General features: G+C 66.0%; 9 protein-coding genes and 2 pseudogenes. 4 read left to right on the top strand and 7 right to left on the bottom strand.

What is annotated here, in order from left to right; translation table 11 throughout:
• Positions 1-148: 148 nt before the first annotated feature.
• The 7 genes from I1A62_RS09510 to I1A62_RS09480 all read right to left on the bottom strand — a co-directional run bounded on the left by I1A62_RS09510 (position 149) and on the right by I1A62_RS09480 (position 10,004).
• Positions 149-2,611, bottom strand: a complete 2,463-nt coding sequence (locus I1A62_RS09510) for a LuxR C-terminal-related transcriptional regulator (protein ID WP_257890763.1) — start codon at positions 2,609-2,611, stop codon at positions 149-151.
• Positions 2,612-2,650: 39 nt separating this feature from the next.
• Entirely contained in the window at positions 2,651-3,541 is an 891-nt protein-coding gene (locus tag I1A62_RS09505; RefSeq protein WP_219458577.1) for an NADP-dependent oxidoreductase, read from the bottom strand.
• A 160-nt stretch (positions 3,542-3,701) separates the two neighbouring features.
• Positions 3,702-4,892 (bottom strand): epoxide hydrolase family protein, encoded by a 1,191-nt coding sequence (locus I1A62_RS09500; protein ID WP_219458576.1) that lies wholly within the window; start codon positions 4,890-4,892, stop codon positions 3,702-3,704.
• A gap of 58 nt (positions 4,893-4,950) precedes the next feature.
• Positions 4,951-5,586: a VOC family protein gene (locus I1A62_RS09495; protein ID WP_225858568.1), complete on the bottom strand. Its 636-nt coding sequence runs from the start codon at positions 5,584-5,586 to the stop codon at positions 4,951-4,953.
• 74 nt (positions 5,587-5,660) lie between these two features.
• Positions 5,661-5,969 (bottom strand): hypothetical protein, encoded by a 309-nt coding sequence (locus I1A62_RS09490; RefSeq protein WP_124396501.1) that lies wholly within the window; start codon positions 5,967-5,969, stop codon positions 5,661-5,663.
• Positions 5,970-6,090: 121 nt separating this feature from the next.
• Positions 6,091-9,369 (bottom strand): protein kinase, encoded by a 3,279-nt coding sequence (locus I1A62_RS09485; protein ID WP_124396502.1) that lies wholly within the window; start codon positions 9,367-9,369, stop codon positions 6,091-6,093.
• Between the two features lie 257 nt (positions 9,370-9,626).
• A complete protein-coding gene (locus I1A62_RS09480) occupies positions 9,627-10,004 on the bottom strand; it encodes an ANTAR domain-containing protein (RefSeq protein WP_124396503.1) in 378 nt (125 codons plus the stop codon).
• Positions 10,005-10,623: 619 nt separating this feature from the next.
• On the opposite strand from I1A62_RS09480, the gene I1A62_RS47170 reads away from it, so the two are divergent.
• From I1A62_RS47170 to I1A62_RS47165, 4 genes and pseudogenes are all read left to right on the top strand, one after another.
• The gene (locus tag I1A62_RS47170) at positions 10,624-11,406 is read left to right on the top strand and encodes an ABC transporter permease subunit (RefSeq protein WP_374710747.1); all 783 of its coding nucleotides are present in this window, start codon (positions 10,624-10,626) and stop codon (positions 11,404-11,406) included.
• 507 nt (positions 11,407-11,913) lie between these two features.
• Positions 11,914-12,114, top strand: a complete 201-nt coding sequence (locus I1A62_RS09465; protein WP_219461771.1) for a hypothetical protein — start codon at positions 11,914-11,916, stop codon at positions 12,112-12,114.
• Positions 12,115-12,163: 49 nt separating this feature from the next.
• Positions 12,164-12,358, top strand: a pseudogene (locus I1A62_RS09460) (glycine betaine ABC transporter substrate-binding protein); the annotation flags it as partial.
• A 29-nt stretch (positions 12,359-12,387) separates the two neighbouring features.
• Positions 12,388-19,643 (top strand): annotated as a pseudogene (locus I1A62_RS47165) (amino acid adenylation domain-containing protein).
• The last annotated feature ends 81 nt before the right edge of the window (positions 19,644-19,724 follow it).

Below are 19,724 nucleotides of genomic sequence, written 5' to 3'. Positions count from 1 at the left end.
ACTAGTTTCCAGTTCTGGTAAACGCCATGGTATCGCTCGTCCATCCACCTGACAAGAGAGGGCGACGGACAGTGCGGGGCGATCGGTCGCGGTCGCCCGGGTGGTTGGTCGGTGCGATCGGTGGCGGCAGCGTGCAACGCAGGCATGGTCATGAGTGGTGAGTTCGCGTCTCGGGGTCAGGGTTCTGTTGCTGTCGCTGTTCGACGAGCCAGGTGGCGATCTGCGTTCGCGAGGTGTAGCCGAGTTTGGAGAGGATCCGTTCGACGTGGCCCTGTGCGGTGCGTTGCGAGATGACCAGCTTTGCGGCGATCGCCCTGTTGGTCAGTCCCTCGGCGACGAGCTCGGCGACTTGTCGTTCGCGTCGGCTCAGGGTGCCGACTTCGGGAGACTTCTTCGCAGGCGCGGGCTGTATATCGAAGGCGTATCCGACCGCGTTGTCGACGCTGAACGCGCTGCCGTGCTGGTATTTCTCTTCGAACTGCCGGTCACCGAGCACACGGCGTGCGTGTTGTTCGCAGTCGCTGTGGTAACTCAGACCTGTGAGATAGTTGGCCATGGTTCCGCCGACGTCCCGCCAGATTGCGGCGGCCGCTCCGAGAAGGACTGCGGCGCAGCCGGGATCGTGGTCGGCTTCGATCCATGCGAGGGCTTCCAGGCTGCAGCCGGTGCCGAACGAGTCGTCGGCACGAGTCGACAGTCGGATTCCCTCCTCGATGACCGCTCGCGCCCGGGTGCGATCACCATCGCACCACCACGCCCAGGCCCCGATCATCGCGGACCGCCCGCAGTACACGAAGTCGCCGAGTGCCCCGGCGAGGGCCAGCATCTCCTCGTGGCAGACGCGCGCCTTCGGCGCGTCGCCGACCGACACGCAGGAGAGCCCTTTGCCCAACAGGCTCACTACATGGAAGAAGTCAGCACCCTCGGTTTCTTGCGCGGCGCCGATCGCCTCATCGAAATACATTACGGCGGATACGGAGTCGCTGTTGTAGAGAGCGAGGAATCCTCGGACGAATCCCCGCAGCGCACGCATCGAGGTGTCGCCGGGTCGATCCTCGAGGGAATCGGCGCGGGCCAGCAGACCAACACCTTCAGCCACGTCTCCCTGCACTCCCGCGAAGAGACTGACCAGGTACAAGGCTTTGGCCAGATCCGCACCGGATTCGCCGACGTGGGCGGCGAGGACCCGGTCGAGCCAGAGCCGGCCCTCCCGGACGTATCCGCGGGAGAGCCAGAACGGAGACAACCCGACCGCCATTCGCAGTCCGGCATCGGCCTCGTCTGGTTCGGAGAGCGCAAAATACAGGGCAGCACGAAGATTCGGCTGTTCCCTATCGAGGAGATCGAGCCAATGCAGTTGACGAGGACTGATGATGTCGGCCGCGGCACGCGTGATCAGCTCCTGGTACCAGTCCTGAAAGCGTCTGCGCAGGTTGGGGTATTCGCCCGTGAGCTGCAGTTTTTCCTGGGCGTACTCTTTCAAGATGTCCAGCATCCGGTACCGGACCACGTCGCCGGCCTCTTCCCTGATCAAAATCGATTTGTCGACCAGTGCCGACACGACGTCGAGGAGATCGCCGCCCCGATCATCGTCGCCGCAGATGGCTTCGGCGGCGTCGAGTTCGAAGCTGCAGGCGAACACCGTCAACCGCGCCCACAGACGCTGCTCTTGCGGGGTGCACAGCTCGTAGCTCCAGCCGATGGACCACCGCAACGTCTTCTGCCGGTCGGGTGCGGCACGGCTGCCGCCGGTGAGCAGGCGGTATCGATCGGTCAAGCGGTCGAGGATCTGGTGCACGGACATGACTCGCAGCCGAGCTGCGGCCAATTCGATCGGCAATGGTAATCCGTCCAGGCGGGCGCAGATCTGCGCCACCGCCACCTGGTTGTCCTCCGTGAGTTCGAACGTCGGAACGGCGGCGACGGCTCGTTGCAGAAACAACGCGACCGACTCGTAGCCGGGCAACCCGCGAAGCGACGGCGCATGGTCTGGGTTGGGGGTCTGCATCGGCGGAACCCGGGTCACCGCTTCCCCCCTGACCCTCAGCGGTTCCCGGCTCGTCGCCAGGATGCGCACCCCCGGGCAGGTCCGCAACACGGTGGCCGCCAGTGCCGCCACCGACTCCAGCAGGTGCTCACAGGTGTCGAGCACCAGCAACACATCCTTGTCGGCGAGGTGGTCGGTCAGCAGGACCAACGGTGCGTCCACCGTGTGATTCCTCAGTCCGAGGACGTCCGATACGACACCGGTCACCAACTCCGGATCGGAGAGCTCGCTGAGCTCGATCAGCCAGGCCCCGTCGGTGAACGCTCGCTGCGAGTCGGTGGCGACTCGCAGCGCGAGCCGGGTCTTCCCGACGCCCCCGATCCCGGTCAATGTCACCAGCCGGGACGCGGACAGCATCTTCTTCGTCTCGCCCACCTCATGGCGGCGGCCGACGAAACTGGTCAGCTCCACCGGCAGGTTTCCGGTCCGGCCTCGGCCCCGGACCGGCATCGAATTGCCCGAACCACCGCCCGATCGTGCCTTCGCGTCGGGCGGCGGCACGGGCATCGGGGTGAGTTCGGTCGGGCGGCCCGCGGGCCCGGCTCGATTGGATTCGTCGTTCATGGATTCTTCGCTGATCTCGGTGGGCCGCTACCGTGCCGGTCAGACGACGAGCGTGATGCGGCGTCCGAGCTGGCGGTCGTACTCGTGGTGAGCAGCCTCGATCTCTGAGAACGTGAACGTTGTCGAGCCGGGGAGGTCTAGCTCACCGCTCGCGAGGAGTTCGGCGAGTGCGTGCAACATCGCGCCGGATTCGTGAGTGATCACCAGCGTCGCGCTCTCCGGCGACACGCTGTGGGGCGGGCTTCCCGGGACAACGGTGACGTAGTGCCCCCCGGGCCGTAACGCGGCGGACAGGTCAATTCCGGCGGTGTCGATCACTGCGTCGACGCGGGAGACCGGCAGTGAGCCGATATGTACTTCCTCGGCTACACCGGTCGGCAACGATTCCGCCTGCTCGGCCCGCCGAACCAACGCGTGCGCGCGGTATCCGCGGAGGTGGAGAAGCTGCAGGGCGATACGTCCGACCGCGCCGGCGGCTCCGGCGACGAGCACGTCGGCTCCCGGAGTCAACTGCAGAGCATCGACGGCCTGCATCGCGGTCAAGCCGGGTAGAGGTAACTGGGCAAGGATGGCCGAGTCGACGTTTTCGGGGGCACGGGCAAGGGACGTCTCCGGGAGGCAGACGAACTCCGACCATGTCCCGTTTCCGGTGACGGCCGACGTCGAGGCACCAATGACCCGATCACCGGGCAGAAACCGGCCGGCATTCGGGCCCGCCTGTTTTACGGTGCCCACCAGGTCGTATCCGAGCGTGAACGGCGCACTTCCCTGAGGTGTGATCATCCCGCTACGAATTTTCACGTCGGCGGGATTGATCGCCGATGCTTCGAGGGCGATGAGTACTTCACCCTCACCCGGACTGGGGACCGGAATATTTCGCACCTGGAGCACATCGATGTATCCAGGAGAATCGAACTGAACAGCGAACATGGTTCATACCTTTTTCGTGTGTGAAACGAGACGATCTGGGGCGGTTGCGGTGAGAACGCACGGCGTGGCCGCGCAGCCGGGGCGACCGGGTGGCTCGCGGTGAGCCACCCGGTCGCCCGCGGCAGGACGTGGGCCGGTGCACACGTCCGACGACGGTCGGCTATCGAAGCGACCGCAGGCCCACGCGAATCTCTTCTGCCAGGAGCTGTGGCTGTTCCCAGGCCGCGAAGTGCCCGCCCTTGTCGAGCTTGTTGTAGTGGACGAGGTTGGGATACGCCTTCTCCGTCCAACTGCGCGGTGCCTGATAGAGCTCGTCGGGAAAGACGCTCACGGCAACCGGGATGGAGACGCCCCTGGTGGCGAGGAACGCCGGGGACGTGAGTTCCCAATAGAGCCGAGCTGCGGACACCGCGGTGTTCGTCAGCCAGAACAGCGTGATGTTGTCGAGGACGTCGTCTCGCGTCAGGCCTTCGGGCTGTCCGGCAAAGGCCCGGGAGATCAGCTCCAAACTCTTCGCGTCGTGGTCGAGCATGAACGTTGCCAGTCCGACGGGCGAATCTGTCAATCCGGTCAGTGTCTGTGGGCGCGTCCCCATCTCCACGGCGTAGCCGATGTGCTGGTAGAAGAAGGCCAGCTGGTCGGAGGCGGCCTTTTCGTCGTCGGAGAGATCGGACGGCAGTGGGTTGCCGGTGCGGAGCGCCTGATCGATCTCGGGTGGAACCACAGAAGCCATGTTGGTGTGAATGCCGACCAGTTCCGGCGGCGCCTGTAGAGCCATCAGTTCCGTGACGATCGCGCCCCAGTCGCCGCCTTGCGCCGCGTACCGCGTGTATCCGAGGCGCTTCATCAGCTCGATCCAGGCACGTGCGATGCGGTCGAGGCCCCAGCCGGTGGTGGTCGGCTTGCCCGAGAACCCGTAGCCGGGCCCCGACGGAATCACCAGATGGAAAGCGTCCGATGCGTCACCACCATGAGCGGTGGGATCGGTCAGCGGTTCGATGATCTTCAGCTGCTCGATGATCGACCCGGGCCACCCGTGCGTGACGATGAGCGGCAACGCGTCCTCGTGCTTCGAGCGAATGTGAATGAAGTGAATGTCGAGCCCATCGATCTCTGTGATGAACTGCGGCAGAGCGTTCAGCTTCGCCTCGACCTTGCGCCAGTCATAATCCGACGCCCAGTACTGCGCGAGTGCCTGGCTCGTCGCGAGCGGCACGCCCTGCGACTGATCTGCGACGGTCTCCTTGTCGGGCCACCGTGTGGCCGCGATGCGCTGGCGCAGCGCCTCGAGTTCGGACTCAGGGAACTCGAACGTGAACGGCCGGATCGCGACTTCGGATGTGACAGGCATGTGGGGTCCTTGCTGTGTTGATTGGTGGTCGAGATTGGTTTTTGGGTGGATCGGAGCGTCAGACGGGCAGCTCTGTCCCGGCCTGTTCGGCGACCATGTAGGCGGCGTACCAGTCGGGCCAGTTCTCGTCGTACTGTCCGCCATTGCGCTTCTCGTGTTCACCGTGGGCGATGGCCGCGCGGAAAAGCGCCTTCATCAGTTCGCGGTGGGAACTGAATGTTGTTGCTGCGGAGTCGATGCGGCCGGGCAGGCGGGTAGTGACTTCCTGCAGCTTCCAGGTGTTGCCGTCGGGATCGTGGAAGCTGGCGTACGAGTTGTAGCTGGAATGGTCGGGATCCGGTCCGGGGACCGGGCCGTTCGCGGTGTAGTGGAAGATGTCGCTGACATCGGTTCCGGCGGCGACCAGCTGCTGGTGGGCGGCGACGATGTCGGAGACGATGAGGAAGGCTGTGGCGGAGCCGGGTGCGGCGGTGGTCAGGCCGGTGCCGAAGTGGATCGAGGTGGCGGCGCCGGGCGGGGTGAACTGGACGACGCCGGAGTCGGGCGGTGTGAAGTCTCGTCGCCAGCTGAGTTTCGTGTAGAAGTCGGTGGCGCGATCCATGTCGGAGACGGGGAGGACGAGGACCTCGAGTTTCATGTCGACGGTCGCGATCGTCGCGGTGGTGGTCGCCTGTGTGGTGCGGGTTTCGGTCATGCTCATTACTTCCTTCTGGGGATTTCTCTGGTGGGTGGTGAGGTGAGATCGGGGCGATCGACGGTGCAAACGCCTTACATCGGGGTGCTGCTGCTGTGCCAGCCGGCAAGGATCTGGTCGCCGATGGTGGTTTCGGCGCGGCGGTCCTGCCTTTGGTCGCGTTGCCGGTCGTGCCGGCTCTGCTGCTGCATGGTGTTGTCGTGGTCGGGGGGAGTGCCAGGTGCGACGACGGCGGCGACGGGGGTGGCGGCCGCTGTGGTGGCGGCTGCAGTGCCGGCGGGGATGACGCCGAGTGCGGCGGTGGCGACAGCGGCGGTGGCGAACTGCTTCCAGGAAGTGATGCTGGTGTGTGAGTTGTTCTGGTGGAGGTGCGTGCTGTTCATGCCGATAAGACTCGCAATTGCACGCCGCGTGTAACGGCGGTGATCTACGTGCTTCACTACCTGCATTTCCTACGCAGGTACTCCGAGAAAGAGAAGGCGGACCGGTCTGTTCGAAACGGCACTACGGCTTTCCGGAATCGATGCTCTCCTCGCGGGCGATCCAGGCGGCAAGCTGCGCGCGGGATCGATGCCCGGTCTTCGTGAGGATGCGGTCCACGTGTCCTTCTGCGGTACGAGGCGAGATGACCAGTCGCTCCGCGATCTCCTTGTTCGTGAGTCCCTCCGCCACCAGCTTTCCCACTTCCTTCTCACGAGGGGTTAGCTTCACCTGAGCTGAAGGAGTGGCCGGCGCCGCCGGCTTGGACGTGCGCTTTTGCAACGCGAATTCGATCGACGCGAGGTGTTCGAGGCGTTCACCGGCCTGGGATTCTCGCTCGAACGCAGCGTCACCCAGCAGCTGACGGGTGCGATTCTCGTAACGAGTTCGTGTGCGGATCAACTCTTCGTTTCCGAAGAGCGGAGAACTCCCCATCTCGCCACACAGAGTGCGCCCGATACCCAGCAGACGTGCGGATCGAGCGGGATTGCCTTCCTCGATCGCGATCCACGCAAGAATTTCGGTGCATGCACTCACACCCAACCAGTCGCTCAGTGACTGCTTCAGTTCGATCGCTTCCTTCAACGAATCCGAAGCTTGCGGGTACTTGCGCTGGGTCCACAGGGCAAGTCCGCGGGCCCACAGCGCCCACGACGTCGAGAACCGCTCCGGCAGCGCTTTACCCCGGGCGATTGTCTCCTCCGCCCAGGCAAGGGATTGTTCCAGGTTGCCGGACAGGCAGTGCACGAAAGCTAATTGGGCGCCGCCCAACAGTGTCAGGGAGTTGACTTCCCCTGACTCGGCGTGATGTGACGTGCCGGCAGTGAGAAGCTCCAACGCTACTTCGAGATTTCCGTCGATCTCCTCCGCCGCGCCTCGGAACTGAAGCGCAAACGCCTGGGCGGTTCGATCACCGACCGATTCCGCGACGTCGCTGCATTCCATCAAGTAGCGCTTGGAGGTCGTGATGTCGCCCTGAATCATTGCGTACCAACCGATCACCCAGAGCGCTTTCGCCCTCTCGCGGCTCGGCTGGCGGTCGGCCTCCAAGGCCCGGGTCAGCCAGTACCGCCCGTCTCGCAGCAGGCCGCTCGCGTTCCAGAAGAACCACAGCGAACCTGCCATCCGGAGACCGGTTCGGGCCTCGCCTGGGGTGGACAGGCAGTATTCCAGCGCCGACCGCAGGTTCGCCCGCTCGTGCCGGAGGCGACGGTTCCATTCCAGCTGGCCCGATGCCAGTGACTGAGCCTCGCTGCGTTCCGCCATCCGCAGGAAATAGTCTCGATGATTTCTGTGCCACTTGTCTTCGTCACCTTGCTCGGCAAGTCTCTCGACCGCGTAATCCTTGATGCTTTCCAGCAACTTGTACCGAACCGTGGATCCGGACTGAACGGTGGAGACGACCGATTTTTCGACAAGAGTGGAGATCAATTCGAGAGCATCCGGAACGATGTCCGGATCGGTGCACACGCTCTCGACTGCATCGAAATCGAAACCGCCTGCGAAGACCGACAGCCGCGCCCACAGGACTTGTTCCTCCGGCGAGCACAGATCGAAGCTCCAGTCGATGGCGCCACGCAGCGTTTGATGCCGCACCGGACCGCCACGGTTTCCCCGAGTCAACAGATCGAACAGTGCGCCCTCCCGCGACAGGACGCGGTCGAGGGGAAGGGACCTGATCCGGACAGCTGCGAGTTCGATTGCCAAGGGGATGCCGTCCAGCCGCCGGCACAGACGGGCAACCCCCTGGCGGCTCTCGTCGTCGAGGGTGTATCCAGGGACGACTGATGCAGCGCGTTGCTCGAACAGATCGACCGCCTCGGAATGAAAGCTCTTTCCTTCTCGTCCGTCGGCGAGCTGAGCCTCATCCAGGACCGACATGGGAGGAACCTCGAACACCGCCTCACCCAGCACACCGAGTGGTTCCCTACTGGTTGCCAGGATCTCCACGCGGTCCGACCGGCGAACGATCTCGGCGGCGACCGTGCCGCACGCCTCGATCAAGTGCTCACAGTTGTCCAGGACGATGAGCGCATGCCTTCCACCGAGGAATTCGAAGAGGTAGTGAGTACCATCCGCAGTCACTCCGTCCCGGATATCGAGCCCCTCGGCAATTGCGCTGACGACAAGTTCTGGAAGGGAGATCGCGGCGAGATCCACGAACCAGATGCCGTCGGCGTAGGTTCTGCGCACTTCCGAGGCGACGCGGCACGCCAGCCGGGTCTTACCTACTCCTCCGAATCCGGTGAGTGTCACTATCCGAGAATCCGCGAGCCGCGCCTTGACCGCGGCCACTTCATTTCGGCGTCCGACGAAACTTGTCACTTCACGAAAGAATTCGTGCGCGGTGGGAACGAGTTGGTCGGCCGCCGCCACGTTCTCCTGCCGATGGCTGTCTCCCGGTTCGGTGTGCAGTGCCATCTCGTCGACGGGAAAATTATGGAGACGTTGGGATGCGCGGAGTTGCTGACCGAGTTCCGTGGCGGAGGGACGGCTCGCCGGGGTGCCGGACATCGCACGTTCGATGATTGCGCTGACATCCTCGGGAATTCCGTGCTTCCGTGGGTCCGGAACGGGCTCGGCCGTGATCCTCAGGAACTGGGCCACCACCTGCTCCCCACTGCGGCGTTCGAAGGCAGCGTGGCCGGTCATCACAGCGAACAACGTGGCACCGAGGCCGTAGACATCGGCAGCAGCGCTCGGGGGTTCGCCGGTCACCACCTCGGGGGCGGTGAACGCCGGCGAACCCGTCACGACGCCGGCGGTGGTTTCGAACCCGCCGGCGATACGGGCGATGCCGAAATCTGACAGCGCCGGCTCGCCGTAGTCGGTGATCAGGATGTTCCCGGGCTTGACGTCGCGATGAAGGATCCCGAGGCGGTGGGCAGTCTCGAGGGCACCGGCCATCTTCACCCCGAGCCGCAGCGCTTCGTCGAGCGGGAGCGGTCCGTCGCGCCGGATCCGCGTGTCGAGTGAGTCCTGGGCGTGGTACGGCATGACGATGTACGGCCGACCGTTATCGGTGACGCCCACATGGAGGACATTGACGACATGGGGGTGTCCGGTCAGCCTGCCCGCCGCGCGCTGCTCACGCAGGAACCGTTCCCGGTTCTCCTCGTCGAGGTCCGCGGTGAGGACCTTGATTGCCACGGTGCGGTCGAGTGCCGCCTGGGTGCACCGGTAGACGACGCCGAAACCGCCGCGGCCGATCTCTTGTGCGTCCTCGAATCCGGCGGCTGCCAGCTCCGCCGTGATCGAACCCGTCGCGCCACGTTGCGTCGCGAAAGGATCGATGTCAGTCATCGACTACATCGATTCTTCCGGTTCGAGTCGTTGTCGAAGAAATGCATCACTGCTGGCCTCTCGCGGATGTATCTAAGGATATCGCTGCAATGACGGTGGCGTTGCGAATGGTCACGCCTGTTTCACCAGCTGCGTCAACCCAGCGCTCAATCCGCCCGCCCACCTCCGCGTGACGAAGTGCATGGCGCTGTCGGGGTAACTCCCCGGCGGCGCCCTATCCTGCCCACTTGACACATTCGCCTACACATCAGGTGTCATCACGGTCGAACCTGTGTCGCGAGGTGGGGGTGGTGGCGTCTCTGCAAACTGTCCATCCGCTGCGACGGACGACGGTGGTGTCCGGAGGACGGTCCGCGGAGTCCTTCCCACTCGGGGAATGCGACCGGCCTGCGACTCGTGAGGTGACCGGTGTTGCTGGTGAGATCGATCAGGCACCGGGCAGCGCCCTGCACGGAGAGGTGGTGCCTGCGCGCCACGTCGAGTAGTTCGTCGAAAGCCTGGGCATCGCTGTAGCCGCGTCTGGTGATCAGGACCGCCTTCGCAGTGGTCACGACTTCACGGTCCGACGACCCCCGGCGCCGGTCGAGGAAGCTTCGGGCGGACCGCACGGGGTTCGAGATCTCGGAATTCAACATCTGGCATCACCTTCGCCTACGACATTCCCCGGGTCACGGAGTCGTAAACGGATACGGACGCATTCCCGTCCCCGTTCACCGAGGATGGGGAAGCAGATCAGCTCGACCGGGCGCACTGCGACCGCCGATCGTCGGCCGATCGTTCCCTTGAGCGAATCTTAAAGAACCTCGTAGTTCAGGTTGGTTGTTCGTCGTTCCGGCACTGTGCACACTCAGCTGGTCACAGTTGTGACGAGTGTCGAGACGCGGAAGGAAGAACGTGATGAGCGCCCATGGCCCCTCGTTCTCCTCCGCTGCGTTCCACTGTTGTCGCTGATCTCGTGACCGGGCGCCTGCGGGCACCCGATTCGGAGTTCGTACCTCCGATTCCCTGATCGTCCCGTCCGCCCGACCGTCGTCGGCGTGGATTCGGCGCCACGCGCGTGTCTCGTCTTCCTTCCGTTCGTCCATGCATTGAGGAGTTCCGTCAGATGACCCGAAGATTCGTCGGCAGAGCAACAGCTCTGATTGCGGCTACGGCCGCCGCAGCACTGGTGCTCACCGGGTGCGCCGCATCCCAATCGGTGGCCTCCTCGAACGTCCGTGAGGGAACGACGTCACGTTCAGCGACGGCACGCCGTTGTCAGCGGACTCGGTGAAGGAGAACTTCGACCTCCTCGGTTTCGGCAACAAGGAACTCGGTGTCGTCCCGGTATCCGCGTACTGGGGCGGGTACCTCCGCACGGAGGTGATCGATCCGAGCACCGTGAAGGTCACCCTCGACAAGCCGAGTGCCGGTTTCCTTCAGGGCCTCTCGATGTACTTTGCCGGGATCCTCGGGCACACGACGCTGCAGTTGAGGAAAGAGGACCGCGCGCTTCCGCAGAACATCGTGGCGACCGGACCGTTCGTCGTGACGGAACACGTGTACCAGGAGAAGACCGTCCTGCGGAAGCGGGAAGGGTACAACTGGGAGCCGGCGAGCCGGGGGCACAACGGTGCGGCGGCGTACACCCGCAGCTCGTGGCTGTCGCAGGCCATCGCGTCCCTCCCCGCGGCCGGTGTGTCCGTACCGGTGTTCTTGGTGGGGCTCGCGATCCTGCAGGTCTTCTCGTTTCAACTGCGGTGGTTTCCCCCGATCGGGAACGACGGCTTCGCCTCTCTCGTGCTGCCCGCCGTCACGCTGGCGATACCGGTGTCGGCGCCCATCGCGCAGCTGCTGCTGAAGAACATCGAACTCGGGTTGAACGCGCCCTACGTCACGGTGTCCGTCGCGAAGGGCGCCAGCCGGTTGTGGGTTCTCGTGCGCGATGTTCTCGAGAACGCGAGCCTGCCCGCACTGACGATTGCCGGACTCACCCTCGGCAATTTGCCGGCCGGCGCCGCCCACGTCGAGCGCCGGCGTGGGCTCGTCCGCCAATAGCAGTGCCGGATCACTTGCGAGCAGTGCACCGACCGATTCTTCGAGCGGCCTGCTGAGGTCGGGACTGTGGGATCACGTGGTGCCGTTGCTACAGGACCGGGGCGCGCCGCGCTCGGGTACACGAGACCCTGTTGCGATCAAGCGGGGTCGCCTCGCGGCTCGGACCGCGTTCTCGACCGCGGTGAGCAGCGCGGTCGAGACGCCGGTTCAACGACGCTAATGCCCGTCTCGGGTGCGGCGGAGGGTTCGGATCGGCGTGATGGTTACTCGGGGTCGTGCCCACAGCAGGGACTGCGGAGGGCGGATTCGGCGACTGGTCGGCGCGTTCGAGAGCTTCAAATCCGTTGGGAGCGAGAAATTGTCGCGCCTCCATCTCGACTGCACACCCGGAGTCGAACACGAGAGTAGTATCCGGGCGACGGCCCCGGAGCGCCTGCGTGGGACAACTCAGCGCGGGGCAGGGTGTGCCATGCTGAGAACGAAGTCTGACGAAGTCACGGGGGTGACATGGCTGTTCACATACTGGTGCGGTCCTCAGGGAAGCGTGGATGGATGCTGCGGTGCGATCTGTGTGAGCACCGATTCGACGCTGCCGTCGCCGGTCGTCCGGAGGCGGTCGCCTTCGCACGCACCAACGGGTGGATCGTCGGTGAGGCGACGTGGTGCCCGATGTGCGCGGCCACCCACACGATCCGCCGGACCGCCTGAACTGCAGGCCGTCGCCCTTTGCCCCGAACGCAGTGGACGGTGTCGCCCGCCCTACAGCGGCACCGCGGTGGTCCGGGACGAGATCATCGATCGATATCCGGTGATCGCCGACCTGCTGGGTGTGGTCTCCGAGCGACTGACCGACGACTTGATGCAGGAACTGAACGGCCGAGTCGACATCGACGGCGAGGATCCCGCAGATGTCGTTTACGACTGGCTGAAGAGCGAGTCGCTCGTGGAGTGATCAGGGTGCCCACACAACACACCTAGGGTGTGTTCTCGCGCGCGGCGTTCCAAGGGACTGTAGTGGCACCGGCTTGTCCGGCGCCCTGTACAGACGGACCGAGCGTCCCGCCGTGAGCCAGCGGCGCACACCCTGATTGGTGATTTGATGGAACACGCCGCACGAGCGACCTACCGTGAGCATCGATCGGATCCGTTCCCGCTGTCCGCGGCACAACACGGGCTGTGGTTTGCGCAGCAACTCGCCCCGGACGTGCCGGTCTGCATCGCGCAGTACGTCGACATTCGTGGGCCGCTGGACGTCGAATTGTTCCGTGAGGTCGCGCTCGTGGCCGGCCACGAATACGAGTCGGTGTTCCTGCGTCTGATCGACGTCGACGGGGAACCACACCAGGTGATCGATCCGCCTGCCGACGCGGCCATGGGCGTCGTCGACTTCCGCGGCGCATCCGACCCGATGGCGGCGGCCGAGACATGGATGCACGAGAACTACACGGCACGAGTGGATTTCGAACACGACCACCTGTGCGAGTCGTCGCTGCTGTGCGTCGGTGACGAACGGCACCTGTGGTACAGCCGGATCCACCACGTCGCCCTCGACGGATACGCGGCGATGACACTGGTCAACCGTGTCGCCGCCCTGTACACCGCGGCGGTCGAAGACCGTGCGCCCGAACCGAACCGTGCCGCGGACCTGCACACCCTGCATGGCCTCGACGAGGACTACCGGGCATCTCACCGGTTCTCGTCCGACCGCGACTACTGGGCCGAACGACTCCACAGGCGCACGAACGGGGCCTCCCTCACCGATCTCGAGGCGCCCCCCGCCGCCCACAGCCTGACCGTCCGCGCGGCGTTGTCGCCCGAGACCGTCGCCCGACTCGAGGACACGGCCGCCCGGCCGGGCGCGACGGCGGCCGCCGCGTTGATCGCCGCGTTCGCCTGCCATCTGTCGCGGCGGACGGGACGGGAAGACGTCCGCGTCGACATTCCGCTGTCCGCCCGCACCACCGCCGTACTGCGACGGTCCAGCGGCATGCTCGCCAACGTCGCGCCCCTACTGGTCCAGGTCCGATCCGGCGACACGGTCGGCGACCTCGTGGTCCGGGTGCAGCACGAACTGATGGGAGCGATGCGGCACCAGCGCGGCAACGTCGAGGACATCCTGCGCGACCTGGGTGTGTCCGCCGAAGCGCGCAGGATCTCGGGACCGATGATCAACGTGATGCTGTTCGATCAGGACCTCACGTTCGGGTCGTTGACCGGAGACTTCCGGATCCTCACCACGGGTCCTGTCCCGGACCTGTCCGTCAACGTATATCGCAGCGGCACCCCGGCATCGACGATCGTCGAGTTCGAGGCCAACCCGTACCGCTACCGCGACGACGAACTGCGGTCGCATCACGCCGCCGTCGTCGGGTTGATCGACGAACTGCTCGCCGCAGACCCCGGCACTCCACTCGCCGCGATCGGCGCGCAGGAGTTGGATCGTTTGACGCCGGTGGTGGGTGGGGGGTCGGTCCCGGAGGTGTCGTTGCCGGGGTTGTTGGCGGCGGCGGTGGGGGTGGTTCCGGATGCGGTGGCGGTGGTGTGTGGGGGTCGGCGGTTGACGTATGGGGAGGTGGATGCGGCGTCGAATCGGTTGGCGCGGGTTTTGCTGGAGGTGGGGGTGGGTGCCGAGTCGGTGGTGGCGGTGGCGGTGGCGCGGTCGGTGGAGTCGGTGGTGTCGGTGTGGTCGGTGGCGAAGACGGGTGCGGCGTTTGTGCCGGTGGATCCGCTGTATCCGGTGGGCCGGATCGAGCACATGGTTGCTGATTCGGGTGTGGTTGTGGGGGTGGCGTTGTCGGGTTCGGTGGACCGGTTGCCGGGTGCGGTGCGGTGGGTGGTGCTCGACGACGCGGAGACGGTGGAGCGGTTGTCGTCGGTGTCGGCGGGGCGGGTGTCGGATGCGGATCGGGGTGTTCCGGTGCGGGTGGGTCAGGCGGCGTATGTGATTTATACGTCGGGGTCGACGGGGTTGCCGAAGGGTGTGGTGGTGACTCATCGGGGGTTGGCGAATGTGGTGGCGTCGCAGCGTTCGGAATTCGGGGGAGGTGCGGGTGCGCGGGTGTTGCAGTGTGCGTCGCCGAGTTTCGATGCGTCGGTGTTCGAGTTGGTGTGGGCGGTGGGGATGGGTGCCCGGTTGGTGGTGGTTCCGCCGTCGGTGTATGGCGGGGTGGAGTTGGCGGAGATTGTCGATCGTGAGGGTGTGACTCATGCGGTGTTGACGCCGACGGCGTTGTCGTCGCTGGACCCGTCCGGGTTGGAGACTCTGCAGACGTTGGTGGTTGCGGGTGAGGCGTGTCCGCCGGAGTTGGTGGCGCGGTGGGCGCCGGGCCGGAGGATGTTCAATGCGTACGGGCCGACGGAGGCCACGATCATGTCGAATGCGAGCGACCCGTTGGTCGCGGGAGAGCTGGTGACGGTTGGTGGTCCGGTTGTTGGGTTCGGTGAGTTGGTGTTGGATGCGCGGTTGCGGCCGGTGCCGTTCGGGGCGGCGGGGGAGTTGTATTTGTCGGGTCCGGCGTTGGCGCGGGGGTATCGGAATCGGTTGGGGTTGACAGCGTCACGGTTTGTGGCGGATCCGTTCGGTGGTGCGGGGCAGCGGATGTATCGGACGGGGATGTGGTGCGGTGGCGGGCGCGTGCGGAGGGTGGGCCGGTGCTCGAGTATGTGGGTCGTTCGGATTTTCAGGTGAAGATTCGTGGTTTCCGTGTCGAACTCGGCGAAATCGATGCGGTACTGACGCAGCATCCCCGTATTGCGTTCGCGGTGACCCTCGGTCGCACCGCCCCGTCCGGGGACACCGTCCTGGTGTCCTACGTTCTACCGTCCGGTGACGGCGAACCCGACGTTGCCGAGGTCACCGACCATGTGCGCGGCAGTGTGCCCGCGTACATGGTGCCCGCGACGATCGTGATCCTCGACGAGTTGCCTCTCACCCCGGTGGGCAAGCTGGACCGGCAGGCCTTGCCCACACCGGATTTCGCGGTGGTACGCACCGTCTTCCGTGCGTCGGACAGCGGAACCGAGCGGACCGTGGCAGATGCCTTCGCCGAGGTACTCGGACTCGACCGGGCCGGGCTCGACGACAACTTCTTCGACCTGGGCGGCAATTCGCTGAGCGCGACCCGCGTCGTCGCCCGCATCAACTCGGCACTGGGTATCGGTCTGGGGGTGCGGGAGCTGTTCGAGGCACCCACGGTGGCGGGGTTCGCCGCCCGCGCCGATGCATCGGATCGCCGCATCGCGGCGCGTGCCGCCCTGACCGCGGGTCCGCGCCCCGACCGTGTGCCGCTGTCGCTGGCGCAGCAGCGGATGTGGATCGTCAACCAGGTCGACACGGCTTCGCCCGCCTACAACATTCCGATTGCGCTGCGCCTGTTCGGCGATCTCGATATCGAGTCCATGCGTGCGGCTTTCGGCGACGTCGTCGAACGGCACGAACCGCTCCGCACTGTCTACCCGGGGTCCGCGGACGGCCCGCACCAGGTGGTGCTGCCCGTGGACCAGGTGACCCTCGACCTCACTCCGGTCACCGTGTCCGACGAAGCGGCGCTGCGCACCGAGTTGGTGTCTCTGGCGTCGGCCGAATTCAACGTGCGCAGCGAGGTCCCGATGCGCACCGCGCTCCTGCGGATCGGTCCGGACGAACACGTGTTGGCCCTGGTGCTGCACCATATCGCGGCGGACGGATCATCGATGGCGCCGCTGGCCCGCGACGTGATGATCGCGTACACCGCTCGTGCACACGGACGTCCGCCCGGGTGGGCGCCGATGCCGGTGCAGTACGCCGACTTCGCGCTGTGGCAGCGCCGCACCCTCGGCAGCGACACCGACCCGGACTCGCCCATCTCGGCGCAGCTGGACTACTGGCGCCGGACCCTCGACGGGATGCCCGAGCTGCTCGAGCTGCCGCTCGACCGCCGGCGACCCCTGCAGCGGTCCTCGCACGGCGCCACCGTGCCGTTCGCGATCGGCGCGGACCTGCACAGGAAGCTGTCCGAACTTGCTCGGAGTCATGATTCGACACTGTTCATGGTCGCGCACGCCGCTCTCGCCGTCCTGCTCGGTCGGCTGAGCGGTGCGACGGATCTCGCAGTGGGCACGCCCGTCGCCGGCCGCGGCGACGCGGCACTGGACGAGATGGTCGGCATGTTCGTCAACACCGTGGTGCTGCGAACCCGCGTCGCACCCGAACGCTCCTTCACCGACCTGATGGCGCACGTCCGCGACACCGATCTCGGCGCGTTCGGGCACACGGAGGTGCCGTTCGACCGGGTCGTGCAGGCGGTCGACCCGGTGCGGTCCACGGCGCACGCCCCACTGTTCCAGGTGCTGCTCGAATTCCAGAACACCGAGGAGAGCCGACTCGAACTGCCCGGTCTGACCGTCGAGGTCGTCGACGCCGGCGTCGAGGTCGCCAAATGCGACCTGTTCCTGACCCTGAGTGAGAACGTCGACGAAACCGGCGCGCCCGCCGGGATGTCCGCCGCATTCGGCTTCGCCACCGACGTCCTGGGCGCGGGCACCGTCCGCGGCTTCGCGGATCAGTTCGTCCGGATCCTCGACGCGGTCACCGCATCGCCGGATCGCCCGATCGGCGACATCGACGTTCTCGGCGCGCAGGAGTTGGATCGTTTGACGCCGGTGGTGGGTGCGCGGTCGGTCCCGGAGGTGTCGTTGCCGGGGTTGTTGGCGGCGGCGGTGGGGGTGGATCCGGATGCGGTGGCGGTGGTGTGTGGGGGTCGGCGGTTGACGTATGGGGAGGTGGATGCGGCGTCGAATCGCTTGGCGCGGGTTTTGCTGGAGGTGGGGGTGGGTGCCGAGTCGGTGGTGGCGGTGGCGGTGGCGCGGTCGGTGGAGTCGGTGGTGTCGGTGTGGTCGGTGGCGAAGACGGGTGCGGCGTTTGTGCCGGTGGATCCGCAGTATCCGGTGGGCCGGATCGAGCACATGGTTGCTGATTCGGGTGTGGTTGTGGGGGTGGCGTTGTCGGGTTCGGTGGACCGGTTGCCGGGTGCGGTGCGGTGGGTGGTGCTCGACGACGCGGAGACGGTGGAGCGGTTGTCGTCGGTGTCGGCGGGGCCGGTGTCGGATGCGGATCGGGGTGCGCCGGTGCGGGTGGGTCAGGCGGCGTATGTGATTTATACGTCGGGGTCGACGGGGTTGCCGAAGGGTGTGGTGGTGACTCATCGGGGGTTGGCGAATGTGGTGGCGTCGCAGCGTTCGGAATTCGGGGGAGGTGCGGGTGCGCGGGTGTTGCAGTGTGCGTCGCCGAGTTTCGATGCGTCGGTGTTCGAGTTGGTGTGGGCGGTGGGGATGGGTGCCCGGTTGGTGGTGGTTCCGCCGTCGGTGTATGGCGGGGTGGAGTTGGCGGAGATTGTCGATCGTGAGGGTGTGACTCATGCGGTGTTGACGCCGACGGCGTTGTCGTCGCTGGACCCGTCCGGGTTGGAGACTCTGCAGACGTTGGTGGTTGCGGGTGAGGCGTGTCCGCCGGAGTTGGTGGCGCGGTGGGCGCCGGGCCGGAGGATGTTCAATGCGTACGGGCCGACGGAGGCCACGATCATGTCGAATGCGAGCGACCCGTTGGTCGCGGGAGAGCTGGTGACGGTTGGTGGTCCGGTTGGTGGGTTCGGTGAGTTGGTGTTGGATGCGCGGTTGCGGCCGGTGCCGTTCGGGGCGGCGGGGGAGTTGTATTTGTCGGGTCCGGCGTTGGCGCGGGGGTATCGGAATCGGTTGGGGTTGACAGCGTCACGGTTTGTGGCGGATCCGTTCGGTGGTGCGGGGCAGCGGATGTATCGGACGGGGATGTGGTGCGGTGGCGGGAGCGTGCGGAGGGTGGGCCGGTGCTCGAGTATGTGGGTCGTTCGGATTTTCAGGTGAAGATCCGTGGTTTCCGTGTCGAACTCGGCGAAATCGAATCAGCCCTCCTCGGATACCCCGGTATCGACCACGCCGTGGTGCACACCAGCGGCGACCGGTTGGCCGGCTACGTCGTCCCCGTCGCGGGTTCGGAACTCGACACGTCCGCGGTCCTGGCACACGCCCGCGCGCGCCTGGCCCCACACATGGTCCCTGCGACCGTGACGGTGCTCGACGCCGTGCCGAGGACCGCGAACGGGAAACTCGACCGCGCGGCCCTGCCGGAACCGGACTTCACCGCGGGGCGTGCCGAGTATCGGGCGCCTCGCAATGCGACCGAGGAGATGGTCGCCGCCGCGTTCGCCGAGGGGCTCGGACTGGACCGGGTCGGCCTCGACGACAACTACTTCACGCTCGGTGGCACGTCACTCACCGCGACGAGCGTGATCGCCCGGATCGCCGAATCCTCCGCGCGCGTCGTGCCGGTGCAGTGGATCTTCACGCATCCGACGCCGGAAGCTCTGGCACACATGATCGCCACGGCCCCCGAGGATTCCGGGTCGGACGATGGTGCCGACGGGTCACTGGACGTACTGCTGCCGCTGCGCACCACCGGAACCGGCAGCCCGGTGTTCTGCATCCATCCTGCGATCGGGTTGGCGTGGTGCTTCACCGGACTGGTGCAGTATCTCGGCGACCGTCCGGTGTACGGACTGCAATCCCCGGCGCTGACCGATCCGGACCTGCGCGTCGACTCCCTGGAAGAACTCGCGGCCCGGTATGTCGCCCGGATCCGGGCGGTGCAGCCGCACGGCCCGTACCACCTGGTGGGCTATTCGGTCGGCGGCCAGATCGCCCATGAGATGGCGGTGCAGCTCACAAGCGCCGGCGACGAGGTGGTCACCCTCGCGATGCTCGACACCCATCTGGCCGGGGGCCTCGATCGCACGGCCGAGAAGCCCACCATGGCAGCGCTTCTCGCGGAGCTCGGCGCGGTGGTCCCGGTTGACGGAGATGACGGCACGACCGCCGACCGTGCCGTGGAGGTGCTGCGTCGCACCGGCGGACCATTCGCCGCCGTGACCGCGGACGACCTCGAGGCCGTCCACCGGGTGTTCACACAGACGGTCGACCTCGCCCTCGCGCACCGCCCGTCGACACCGAGCGGCGTCGATCTGCTGTACTTCGGAGCGGCAGATTCCTTCGACGCCCCCACGGGAGTCTCCGCGTGGCGGCAGCACATCAGCGGCGAGATCCTCGTCCACAACGTTCCCGCATCGCACCAGCAGATGACGGGTCCGGAAGCCCTCGCCGGCATCGGACCCGTCCTCGCGCACCACGTGATGCTCGCGGACCAGGCGGCGCGGGTCGTCGTGTCGTGATGTTGTAAAAGGGCGACCGCGGTTGTGCCGACGCCCCGCGATCGTTGGGACCGTGCGAAGTCGCATACCGTGCGGCGTTGG

This window comes from Rhodococcus sp. USK10 (assembly GCF_019378875.1).
Taxonomy (GTDB): Bacteria; Actinomycetota; Actinomycetes; order Mycobacteriales; family Mycobacteriaceae; genus Rhodococcus_F; species Rhodococcus_F pseudokoreensis.
Note: the sequence above shows the minus strand (reverse complement) of the source record. Positions and strands in the feature narration are given on the sequence as shown.

Bases quoted from the DNA above. Each gene is read 5' to 3' on its own strand.
- I1A62_RS09510 (WP_257890763.1), bottom strand. From the start codon at position 2,611: ATGAACGACGAATCCAATCGAGCCGGGCCCGCGGGCCGCCCGACCGAA.
- I1A62_RS09505 (WP_219458577.1), bottom strand. From the start codon at position 3,541: ATGTTCGCTGTTCAGTTCGATTCTCCTGGATACATCGATGTGCTCCAG.
- I1A62_RS09500 (WP_219458576.1), bottom strand. From the start codon at position 4,892: ATGCCTGTCACATCCGAAGTCGCGATCCGGCCGTTCACGTTCGAGTTC.
- I1A62_RS09495 (WP_225858568.1), bottom strand. From the start codon at position 5,586: ATGACCGAAACCCGCACCACACAGGCGACCACCACCGCGACGATCGCG.
- I1A62_RS09490 (WP_124396501.1), bottom strand. From the start codon at position 5,969: ATGAACAGCACGCACCTCCACCAGAACAACTCACACACCAGCATCACT.
- I1A62_RS09485 (WP_124396502.1), bottom strand. From the start codon at position 9,369: ATGACTGACATCGATCCTTTCGCGACGCAACGTGGCGCGACGGGTTCG.
- I1A62_RS09480 (WP_124396503.1), bottom strand. From the start codon at position 10,004: ATGTTGAATTCCGAGATCTCGAACCCCGTGCGGTCCGCCCGAAGCTTC.
- I1A62_RS09465 (WP_219461771.1), top strand. From the start codon at position 11,914: ATGGCTGTTCACATACTGGTGCGGTCCTCAGGGAAGCGTGGATGGATG.